This window comes from Campylobacter concisus, from assembly GCF_050447485.1.
Classification (GTDB): Bacteria; Campylobacterota; Campylobacteria; order Campylobacterales; family Campylobacteraceae; genus Campylobacter_A; species Campylobacter_A concisus_BQ.
Genome location: NZ_JALMFY010000001.1, coordinates 1,475,328 through 1,487,227, shown reverse-complemented (window position 1 = coordinate 1,487,227; position 11,900 = coordinate 1,475,328). Strand labels below are relative to the sequence as shown.

9 protein-coding genes are annotated in these 11,900 nt (G+C 32.5%); all 9 read right to left on the bottom strand.

Going from position 1 to position 11,900, the window contains the following annotated elements; all coding sequences use genetic code 11:
• Entirely contained in the window at positions 1 to 486 is a 486-nt protein-coding gene (gene tssB / locus MTT29_RS07545) for a type VI secretion system contractile sheath small subunit (RefSeq protein ID WP_012001089.1), read from the bottom strand.
• 80 nt (positions 487 to 566) lie between these two features.
• On the bottom strand, positions 567 to 1,847 hold the full coding sequence (locus MTT29_RS07540) for a type VI secretion system domain-containing protein (RefSeq protein ID WP_429800231.1): 1,281 nt from the start codon (positions 1,845 to 1,847) through the stop codon (positions 567 to 569).
• Positions 1,848 to 2,612, bottom strand: coding sequence for a type IVB secretion system protein IcmH/DotU (gene icmH / locus MTT29_RS07535; RefSeq protein ID WP_012001087.1), 765 nt, complete (start codon positions 2,610 to 2,612; stop codon positions 1,848 to 1,850). It abuts the gene before it with no gap.
• A 9-nt stretch (positions 2,613 to 2,621) separates the two neighbouring features.
• Positions 2,622 to 4,016, bottom strand: a complete 1,395-nt coding sequence (tssK, locus tag MTT29_RS07530) for a type VI secretion system baseplate subunit TssK (RefSeq protein ID WP_021086322.1) — start codon at positions 4,014 to 4,016, stop codon at positions 2,622 to 2,624.
• Between the two features lies 1 nt (position 4,017).
• Positions 4,018 to 4,485 (bottom strand): type VI secretion system lipoprotein TssJ, encoded by a 468-nt coding sequence (tssJ, locus tag MTT29_RS07525; protein ID WP_103565622.1) that lies wholly within the window; start codon positions 4,483 to 4,485, stop codon positions 4,018 to 4,020.
• 115 nt (positions 4,486 to 4,600) lie between these two features.
• Positions 4,601 to 5,971, bottom strand: a complete 1,371-nt coding sequence (locus tag MTT29_RS07520) for a thioredoxin reductase (protein WP_429800230.1) — start codon at positions 5,969 to 5,971, stop codon at positions 4,601 to 4,603.
• A gap of 3 nt (positions 5,972 to 5,974) precedes the next feature.
• Positions 5,975 to 6,790, bottom strand: a complete 816-nt coding sequence (locus MTT29_RS07515; protein WP_429800229.1) for a hypothetical protein — start codon at positions 6,788 to 6,790, stop codon at positions 5,975 to 5,977.
• A gap of 18 nt (positions 6,791 to 6,808) precedes the next feature.
• A complete protein-coding gene (locus MTT29_RS07510) occupies positions 6,809 to 8,167 on the bottom strand; it encodes a thioredoxin reductase (RefSeq protein WP_429800228.1) in 1,359 nt (452 codons plus the stop codon).
• Between the two features lie 3 nt (positions 8,168 to 8,170).
• Entirely contained in the window at positions 8,171 to 11,884 is a 3,714-nt protein-coding gene (locus MTT29_RS07505) for a hypothetical protein (RefSeq protein WP_429800227.1), read from the bottom strand.
• Positions 11,885 to 11,900: the final 16 nt, after the last annotated feature.

The following is an 11,900-nucleotide window of genomic DNA, read 5'->3' as shown; positions in this document are numbered from 1 at the left end:
TTATTCCTTATCTTTTTCGTCTTTAAGTTCTAAAAGAAGCTGTTTTCTACTATCTTCATCCTTAATAGCCTCTAAAACTGCTTTTCTAAAATCAGGCATATTGCCCATAGGTCCTTTTAACGCAACTAAAGCTTTTCTAAGCTGCAATAGCTTTTTTAGCTCAGGTACTTGGTTGATGATATTGTCTGGATTGAAATCTTGAATGCTTTCAAAGTTAAGATCGATATTTAGATCTTCGCTACCAGAATTTAGTCTATTTTTCACTGAAAATTCAGTATGAATGTCCAAACTTTTCATAACCTGATCGAAATTTATCTTATTTATAGAGACAACTTCGCGATCTTCAAGTGGAGTTTGGTTTTCACCAGTTAAATTTGAAACTACCATCAGCTTTAACGGAAGCTCAACATCTGCTTCTTGGTTGTTTGTTTTTGTTCTATAAACAATGTTTATACGTTCTTTTGGTGGGATTGAATTCTCTGCCATAATAACATCCTTTTTTTGAGTAAATGATTTAAGAATTATAATTAAATAAAATTAAAGAAGTTTTAAAAAAACATATTTTATCACAAAAATGTTTTTGCCTTTATATAAATATCTGACAAATAATCCTTAAGCTCAGTGTTTTCTATAAATTTAACTATTTGCGAATATACAACTTTTGCATTGTTGTCCATGCCTTGGCTTGTAAAAATTTTGGAAAGCTCTAACAAAAAGCTAAGCTCGCTTTGCGAATTTGTTGTATATTTGCTTCTATCAAGGGCTTTTATCAGCTCCTCAAAGCTCATATCTTTTTTCATTTCGTCACTAGAGATAAAATTTGCAGTCTCTTTTTTACTAAAAAATTTAGCACTCTCTTCGCTGAAAAATGCCTCTTCACTTTGAAATTTGAGCTTTTTCATATCTGGGAATTTTTCTATAAAATTTAAAGTCGTATTAGAAACTAGTTCGCTTTGCTCGCTTAGCCCAGATGATCTTAAAAACTCGCAAAATATCCTAACGCCATCTATCCAAAATGGATTAAGGGCTAAATTTCTTATAAATTTCTCCAAATTTTCTTGACTTGCTTCTTTCATATTTTTAAAAAGTAAGATCAAATTTTCATCAGGATAGCGTATCTGCGTCATTTGCTCGCTGCTAACTGGCAAAGCCTTGATCCTGCCCCACATCGCCTCAAAAACAAGCGAGTAAGCGGTCAAATTTTTTATGTCATTTTTTAAAAGAGAGACGGATAAATTTACAAAGTACTCCCTAAACTCTCTATCGCTAAATGAGCTAATGTCGCTACTACCAAAAGAGATGCTTTGTGAGTAGCTCGGCTCGGCTTTTGCTGGCTGCTTTGGCTCCTCTACTTTTTGAGCTTGCTCGCTTTTCTCTTCTATATAAAGCGTATCAAAGTGCGTGCTAAGCTCACGTGAGAGCTCAGGCACAAGCTCATTAAAAGCTCTTGCGTCCGCTTCGTCTAAATTTATACCATCCCTATGAGCTTGTGTAAAAAGCTCTATCGTTTGAGCAAATATCTTTTTTTTAGCAGGCACTTGCTTTTCATTTTTTGCTAATAAATTTGGCTCTTGTTTTAGAGTAGTTAGAAAAAATGAAAAGGCCTCGATCAGGGTTTTAAAACTATCTTTTTGGTTTAAATTTATAGCAGAGATCGCTAAGAAATTTAAAAGCTTTACATCGAGGCTAAATTCGCTTAATGTCTTTAAAGACGAGCTAAAAACAAAGTCCCACTTAATGGTATCATGCGTCAAAGTCTTATACTTTGACATCTCGTCTATAAGGCTGATGTAGAGTTCGTTTTCTGAAAAGTTTTCGTTAAATTTGTTGAAAAACTTATCTTGCACTTACTTTTTGTCCATAAAATTTTCTATCTTATTGTTTAGGACGCTATCGTTTTTAACGTTGTTTTGATCCATCGAGTAGGTGCTATATAAAAACGCAGCCGCAATAGCTGCAAGCGCTATAAGGATAAAATAAAATTTCAAATGTCTTAATGAAAATATCTCAAAAAAGCTTCTCTTTTTAGTTTTTAAATAGCTCTTTTCAAATACATTTTCATCAGCCTTTATAAGTGGTGAAACGGCTGAGGCTATATTTTCACAAAGGTATGAAATTTTCTCGTTGCAATCTTCCTGTGCTTCGTATTTACCCTTGTAGCCAAGCACCAAACAAGCATAGATGAACTCTAAAAAGTCCTTGTTTTTGCCAACGTTTTCAAACCATTTATCCATGATGCCAAAGAATTTGTTGCCACCTAAATTTTCATTGAAAAATCTTGTTGTTAAGGTGTTGTTCGCCCAAAAACTGTTCATAAAAATTTCGTTTTTAAGCAAGCTCTCATCGATGAAAACACAAAGGCAATATCTAAGCCTAATGATGTCATCCTCTTCATAAATGCCTAAATTTGAGATCTTTGAAGTGGTGCTTAATATATCATTTATCAGCTTTTCACGTAAATTTTGCATCTCACTTTGTGAAAAATTTTGTAGTTTTGACACTCTGTTTGCTAAAAGAAGCAGTGGTAGTACGTGATCTAGGGCAGGATTTGCACCAAGTCCTAGAAGCTTTGTCTGGCTTAAAGCCGAAATTTCATTTTGATTCTCACTCATTTTTTATCCTTATAATAAAGCCCACATCTTAATGTCAGCATTTGATAAATTTGCTGTTATATAGACGCTAATAACGCTTTGATTTGCGAAGCTTTTAAAAATTTCATCTTTTTTATCGATCTTGTAGTAGATATAGTCATTTAGCTTTGGCAATGTACTAGGTATAGCTGAAATTTGCTCTACATTTATGCCGCGAAGCTGCGATGAGACGATACTTTTGATGTTTGATTGGGTGTGAATTTTGCACTGTTCTTTGAAATTTTTGAGCAGGTACTCATTTTTTGTATCGCTATGGATAGCAAAGTAAATTTCTGAGTTTTCTATGATGCTTGGATTATCAAAGACGCAGTCAAAAAAGCCGTGATTGTTTTTAACGATCTGTGCCATGACGTATTTTGGCGACAAGATATGAGAGAACAAAAGTCTAAGATTGTTTATTAGCGGTACAAAAGTTTGACTTAAGTTGTTGTGATCATAAGCTATAAATTCGCTAAAACTATCATCGTGACTTAGGGCTAGCAGATCAGCTTGAAAATCAACTAGCTTTTCATATAGATACTCTGGATGAATTTTGTCTCTTTTGAAAAGATATGAGAATATCAAGTGCCATTTTTTAAGCATATTTAGCGTCAAATATGTTGAGATATCAAGCCTATTTTTAGCCTGATCTATACCGCCTAAAAGCCCAGTATAGCTCTCTTGATGCTGCTTTGTAGCAAAGCTAAACTCATCTATAAAGCTAGTGATGAAAGAATTTTTACTTATATCGATGCAGGTTGGGATAAATTTCTCATCAAGCGTTATTTGCTTGTTTAGGTCAATGTTTTTTATCCTGCAAATAGGCACGCTAAGCTCATAAGGTGTCTTTGAGCCAAGCACTCCTAGAGCCGATCTTTGGCTTGCCAGGATCAAATTTTCTTTATCCTGCGTAAAAGCAGACGAAAGCTCAAAGTCATCTTTGTCATCTAACTCGTTCAAGATATCGTTGCTAGCTTCATCATGCACTCTTGAGCTAATGAGCGCTTGTTTAGCTGTAAATTTTAGATTTGGCAGGTTGTTTTGCAAGCTAACATCAACAAGCCCTGAGCTAACTGGTAGCTTTAGCACTATGACAGCAGAATTTAGCTCGCTAGGACTTATCTCAAGAGGCTCTGGTAGGTCGTCTTGATCTGGGGCGTTAAATATCGTACCATCTTGCGAGATACAAGAAATTTTATTTAGCCCTATCTTGCCTTGAAGTAAAAGCTCGCTTGAGATCTCAAGCTCCAAAACTCCATATAAATTTGATAAAGACGAGACGGTTTTTAGATTTAAATTTCTCTCAAAATACCTCTCTTGTTGCTCGAAATGAACCTTGTCAACGTTCATCCCGTTGTACCAGACAACTTTTAATTTATCAGACATTTTATTTGCTTGCTTGGATCTTAGAGCCGCTAGCGTCTATGGTATTTACGCCATTTTTAGTTATCTCAAAAACTATATTTTTCTCTTTTGCTTCTTTTGTTGATTTATAAGCTTTGATATTTGTCTTGCTTTGATCAGCATAAAGCACCAAAATGCCCACGTATGGCACTTCGTCTGGATCGACATTTGTAAAAGCGTATCTGTTTGTATTTGGCTGAATTTGCGTTTTTATCGAGTCTATCTTGTCTTGACCAAGTATGTCACCATTTTTCTCAGCTAGATCAACTATGCTAGCTTGCTGAAATTTTGCCACATCTCTTAGTTTATAAGCGATGATGGTCACTGGAACGTTGTCACCGTGGTAGTTTAAATTTGAATTTGGAGTGTTGCTTATGATAAGATCTTTTGCACATCCTGCGATAAATAGCATAAAAATTAAAGAACAAAGAAATTTAAACGTTTTCTTCATGGTTTCCTTTACCTCACGTTAATAATATTATTTTTATGTAATTCTATCTAAAGTTATTTTAGAAGAAACTTATTTTAAAATCAATATTCTTAAATAAAACTTTAATGAGCGTTAATCAATCCTTTATATTATGCTCTTTGGCATAGCTTAATATCTTTTGCCTAAGATCTTCTGGGAAGCTGTCTCTATACATCACTGGTGTTAGAGGGTTTAGCTTTTTATCTAATTTACCAGCCTCATATAGTCTTGTTAGCTCTTCTGGTGTGTTGTAGTATGGTGCATTAGGATATCCCTCTGGTGGGGTTAGGGACATTATTTTGGCTTCTAGGAGGGTGGAGTCGATGTAGAGACTTAAGTCGCGATCGTCCCATGTGTTTGGATAGCCAACTTCATCAAACTTTTCCTTATAATCTTCTAATACTTTTTTTGAATATTTTACAAATTCTTCTCTAGTAGTCTCGTTTGCATCTAGGTCTCTAGGGTCTAGTAGTTTGCCTTCGTCTTCTACAAGCTTTCTTAAATGCCTATGGATTGAGCCATCTGGATTATTAACGACACCATTTCTATTAAAATCCATAACAAAGTAATTTCCCACTATCTCATCAAGATAAGGCATCATTCCATATTCATCTAATGGGGGATTTTTAGCTAGTCTTCTAAATTCTTCAGCCATTTGTAAATTTTTATTTAGCCCTATGTCATAAGTAGTGTATTCGAATAAATCTCCTAAAAATTTTAAAGCCTTTGTTACTCCTAGCTGGGCAGCTAAGAAAATTCTTTGATAATCCCTTGCTTTAAACCCAGCTTCATTTCCATATGAAAATCCCATAGGATCTCCAAGTATTCCTGCACACATTCCCCACTCTGCCGAAAAGAGCATTGATTTTAATGTGCCTTTGTGAGCATTTACTTCATCATAAATTTCAGCATATTCTGGTTTAGTTAGTTTGCCACTACTATCTACTCTACCTATGGCATCATCTGGTATATCTATCATAGTGCATTTTAGATTACTTCTTTTTACTAGATAGATATATCTATCTCTCTTATCTTTTAAGCTTTCATAGTAAGCTTTTTCTGATTTAGTCCAAGGAGATAGTTTATTTGAGTTTGGTTTATAGCTAATGTCTAGCCATGGTTTAAATGATAGATAGTCTGTTTGACCTAGAGAGTTTGGTTTAGGGTTATAGTATAGTGGTTTATAGTTTTTATATGGAGATGAGTCGAGGATTGCACGGGCTTGAATAACTAACTCGGAGGCTTCTTTATTTGCAATCCTGTTTTTAGCATCTATTTTACTATCTGGCTTTGCTACTATTAAATTTGTATTTTTATCAAGCCAAACTTCTTTTCCGTTCGGAGCTATAACCGTATATGTATTAGTATTATCCATTAAATTTCCTTTATCTTGTAATTTTTCTTTATTTATTATTAGCAGTGATCCTACTGCTAAAATAGCTATGATGATAAATATAATCTTCTTCATATCTTATCCTATGTATAGACCATCTTCCATTACTATGGTAGTAGCTAGACGACCTACTAGGCGAGGGGGAATTTCTGTACTCTCTCTTGTTTTATTTTTAGGAGTTTTACATCCCACATACATACCCTTTACATTGTTATTGCCTATAACGTCTAGTGCCTTTAGTAGTCTTCTTGATTTATTATCTACTTCTGAACCAAAGGTGTTTAAATTTCCATTTTTAAAGTCTTCTAGTATCTCCATAGCTTCGTTGTATTTGTCTATTGGCAGTTCAGTACCCTCTTCAACACCCTGACTATATAAATCATAAATTTCCTCTCTTTGTTTTATACCTATTGGATTTGATGGACTTATTGTAAGCAATGTTTTAACTCCTTGTAGCATAAGCTCTTTTGGTGAATATGCTAGTTTTTTATTTCTTTTGTTAAGGTTGTTAAAGAACTCTTCATCAGTTTTATTATCTGTTCTTAGCTCATCCAGACATAGATAAGATATCATAGTATCTAGGCTTATATCTTTAGATAGGTTAGAGTCTAGTTTGTTTGTAGTGGTGTTTATATCATAGTAGAAGAAGTTATGATAGTCTAGTCCTCCACTAGATAGTCTTCCTCCTATGATAGTTCTTTTCAGGTCTATATTTATAAAAGATGAGTATATCTCTATAGGGTAGTAAGTATATTCACTTGTTTTATTTGAATTTGGTTCATAAGATGTATTCTTAACAGCATAGGTATCATTAAATTTATTTGTGAAATACTTATGAAGTATTAGTTCATAAGATCTTTTTTGTTGTTCGTAGGTGGCTCCGTTTGGAGCCATAGATATTAAATTTATTCTTTAATCCTTTATATTATGCTCTTTGGCATAGCTTAATATCTTTTGCCTAAGATCTTCAGGAAAGCTATCTCTATACATCACTGGTGTTAAAGGGTTTAGCTTTTTATCTAATTTACCAGCCTCATATAGTCTTGTTAGCTCTTCTGGTGTGTTGTAGTATGGTGCATTTGGATATCCCTCTGGTGGGGTTAGGGACATTATTTTAGCTTCTAGAAGAGCAGAATCAATATAAAGAGAAAGATCTTTTTCACTCCATCTATTAGGAAAAGCACCTTTCCCGTATTCTTCTTGAAATTCGCTCATATGACTTTTAATATAATTTACAAATTCTTCCCTTGTAGCCTCGTTTGCATCTAGGTCTCTAGGGTCTAGTAATTTACCTTCGTCTTCTACTAATTTTCTTAAGCGCTTATGAAAAGAGCCGTCCGCATTATTAATGACGCCACCCCTATTAAAATCCATCACGAAATAGTTCCCCACTATCTCATCAAGATAAGGTATCATTCCATATTCATCTAGTGGGGGATTTTTATATAGTTTACGAATTTTTTCGTAGGTATCTAAATTTTTATTTACTCCCATACCATAAGTGTAGTATTTAAAAGAGTCTGCCAGATAGTTTAATGCTTCTACTACTCCCAGCTGTGCTGCCAGAAATGCTTTTTGAAAATCTCTTGCTTTAAATCCTGCTGAACCGCCAGTACCAAATGCTGATGGATTACCCAACACTCCAGCACATAAATTCCACTCTCCTATAAAAAGCTCTGATTTAAGTGTATTTTTATTTCTATCTACTTCATCATAAATTTCAGCATACTCTGGCTTTGTTAGTTTGCCATTACTATCTACTCTACCTATGGCATCATCTGGTATATCTATCATGGTGCATTTTAGATTACTTCTTTTTACTAGATAGATATATCTATCTCTCTTATCTTTTAAACTTTCATAGTAAGCTTTTTCTGATTTAGTCCAAGGTGAAATTTTATTTGAGCTTGGTTTATAGCTAATATCTAGCCATGGTTTAAATGCTAAATAATCTGTTTGACCTAGAGAATTTGGTTTAGGGTTATAGTATAGAGGTTTATAGTTTTTATATGGAGATGAGTCTAGGATGGAGCGGGAGTCGAGGACTAGTTTAGCTGCAAGATCTGGAGCTAGTTGCATGTTGGGATTTTTTTTAGCAACTATCAAATTTGTCTTTTTATCAAATGGTATTTCCATTCCATTTGGAGCTATAACCGTATATGTATTACTATTATCCATTAAATTTCCTTTATCTTGTAATTTTCCTTTGCTTATTACTGCTACTACTGTGACTGCTAAAATAGCTATGATGATAAATATGATCTTCTTCATCTCTTATCCTATATATAGACCATCTTCCATTATTATGGTGGTAGCTAGACGACCTATTAGGCGAGGAGGGATATTTTTTTCCTCTAAATTTTCATTTTCTTTCCAGCTTTCCTTACACCCCACATACATACCCTTGACATTGTTATTGCCTATAACATCTAGTGCTTTTAGTAGTCTTCTTGATTTATTATCTACCTCTGAGCCAAAGGTGTTTAAATTTCCATTTTTAAAGTCTTCTAGTATCTCCATAGCTTCATTGTATTTGTCTATTGGAATATCAAAAGTTGCATTGGCACTTTTGTTTTCAGCTACAGATCTTTTATACATCTCATAAATTTCACCTCTTTGTTTTATACCTATTGGATTTGATGGACTTATTGTAAGCAATGTTTTAACTCCTTGTAGCATAAGCTCTTTTGGTGAATATGCTAGTTTTTTATTTCTTTTGTTAAGGTTGTTAAAGAACTCTTCATCAGTTTTATTATCTGTTCTTAGCTCATCCAGACATAGATAAGATATCATAGTATCTAGGCTTATATCTTTAGATAGGTTAGAGTCTAGTTTGTTTGTAGTGGTGTTTATATCATAGTAGAAGAAGTTATGATAGTCTAGTCCTCCACTAGATAGTCTTCCTCCTATGATAGTTCTTTTCAGGTCTATATTTATAAAAGATGAGTATATCTCTATAGGGTAGTAAGTATATTCACTTGTTTTATTTGAATTTGGTTCATAAGATGTATTCTTAACAGCATAGGTATCATTAAATTTATTTGTGAAATACTTATGAAGTATTAGTTCATAAGATCTTTTTTGTTGTTCGTAGGTGTTGATAAAAAAACTATCTACTAAAAAGCCAAATCCAGCCTTCACCAAATCTTTTGCAAATGTTATCGAACTATTTTTTACAAATTCTTTACCTGCCTTTATGGCTATCCGCCGTTTTATTTCTTCACCTACTTCAAATTCATCTATCCAGTTTTTTGCATTTTTTAAACTCCGTTTAGTTTTATTAGTGCGTTCCATGTTTATAAGTAGAATCTTGTTGCTTTTTTCCTTAGTTATTTCAATAAATCCTTTTTTCTTTTTTTCTTTTATTATTTTGCCATGATCCTTATTGACTATTTTTACAACTGGCAACTCATTTAATGTACTAAATGTTTTAAGCTCTCCTACTAGTTCGATAAAAATATTTTTTACAAGGTTATCTTTACTGGTCGAAAAGAAAGCCTTTGTTATGCTTTTTAGTATAGTTTCGTATGATTTACCTATAAAAAATCCATAGAACGGAAATATGTCATATAAAATATCATCTAGCGTAGATATCATTGCAAAATCTATCGTATATTTATACTCGTCATCATCTAATTGCTTGATATTTTTTGTAAAATTCTCATCCTCGATGCTCTCTCCATCTAAACCTGTATAATTTTTAAGAAGCTCCTTTAGCTCCTCATATGAATGATCATCTAATATATGATCAATGTCCCTTACATGGCTTTTTTCTATACTTTCCACTATCTCTTCTATACAAATTATATTATTTTGTATCTCTTTATTTTCTTCCTTGTTTGTTTTTAGTTTTGCCAATTTGTCCTCTTTTGTTTTTTTAAAAAAACAAATCGGCACTTTGACTTCGTCTTCTTTCAAGTAATAAGAGTGTTCAGAACAAACCATAAATGACTTATCGGATATTTTTATAGACTCATAAGCAGGTACAGTAAAATTTTGACTAATCATAGAATTATCAAATGTTTGTCTTATGACATAGTAGCCCATAACTAAAAGAAATACTCTAGTAGCTGGATAATAATAATCAGATAATACTATTATATCTGGTACTTTAATTACAGCATCATTTTTTTTCATCATAGAATTTAAATTTTGAAAAGAAGGTATTTCAACAACATGTGATTCACTGTGCTCTAAACAAGAATTTATACTTGAAAAGAAAGTTTCAAATTCTTTTATGCTTGCATCTAAAAAATCCTTTTCATTCTTAACTATCTCTTCCATATCTTTAGCATTTTTAAAATACTTATTTATGTGTCCAAGATAAGAATTAGCTTTTAAAAATCTATATGCCACCTGCTTTTCATTCTCACTTAGTGTATCAAAGTGCATAATCGTATTTATTTGATTTTGCTTATCTTGCATAAAATCATTAAAAGTATCTATATCTTTTTGAAATTTTTTAATTCTATCGTTGTCAACCCTTGTAAATGGACTTAAGCTTAATAGATATAGATCTTCATCGTTTTTGGCGTCTATTTGTATAGAGTACTGACTATAGTCTTTTATACCTTTTAGTTGTTTAGGATCGGTCACCTTCTTATCATCTGCTCTATTTAGGCTATCTACTATTTTATAGTTTAATACGTTTTGTAAAAGATGCTCGTTTAGCTTTGCGTTTAGTATCGAAGGAGCATTTGAAATAACAAGATAGTTTTTAGAGATACCGCTACTGTTATTTGTATTGTGAGTATTGTCTTTTGTGGTTAAGGATTTGTCTCTTAAAAGATTTGCAAATTTCAAAGAGTTAAAAAATGGATATTGCATATAGACAAAATTTGCTCTATTTGCAATCACACACTCTTCTATCCTTTTAAGCAAGCTCTCTTCAGTATTATCCTTATCGTTTTTACATATTGATATATTATTCTTTTTGTCTATATTTTCATATTTACTTATCTTTGCATCAAATAGGCTTTTTTCATCGCCTTCTAATGAAAAATCAGAACAAATTCCGATGTACTCATCATAATTACTTTTTGTATTAGTGGCTGTTATATCAAACCCTGAAAAGTCTATAAATGCTCCACGCTTTTGATCGTCGTTTGTAAAAACTAAGATATTATTAAACGACACTGTATTTAATAGTCCTAATATAAAACCAAACTTAGTAGCTAGCAAACTCATAACGGGACTAGAAAAAGCATAAGAACCTCTTTTGTTTAGAGAGCTAAAGATATTTTCTGTAGTTTTCAATGCGTCTGGCGCAGATAGCACAATATTTAATAAGCTGAACGATTTTTTAAAATCAGTGATATCAAAAAAACTCATAAAAAATTTAAATATCTCTTTTTTGATATAAGTGTTGCCATCCTCTGAAGCTTTCTTAAGATTTTTTTTGATCTCATCAAAACTCTCTTCTATTATTTTTATTACTTCATCTCTTTTGCTAAAATTTTCACGAATTAATATAATATTTGCCCTATCTATTAACGCAACTTTTAGTTTGTCCATCAAAGTCCAAAGTCTTTTTTCTATTGTATTATATTCACTAACTAGTATACTAGATGCCTCCTCGAAATTTTTAACCTCACTGTCATCGCTTTTAACTCTATTAGCAAGATAAATTAATCCATCAACAAATTCTTCTACTGGATCTTGCTCTTCACTAAGGATTTCTGCATATATACTAGAATTAAGAAGTGTTATCTTGTTATTTTTTTTCGTAATATTTTTATTGAACAAACTAGGCTTATCCAAGTATTTATATGTTTTTACAGACAAAGATTTATTGCTGTATTGTTTTAGAGAAAATAACCTTGTAATTATTTTATTATATAATGCCTCTCCACTAAACACATTTGGTTCGTAAAAGCGATTTAAATCACGACAATAAAAGGTTATATTTTTGTATGTCTCACCATTAACACCAAACTCGAAAAGCAATTCCTCTATGCTTCTAATAATTTTTGTATTATCTAATCTCAAGGATGATCCTTCACTT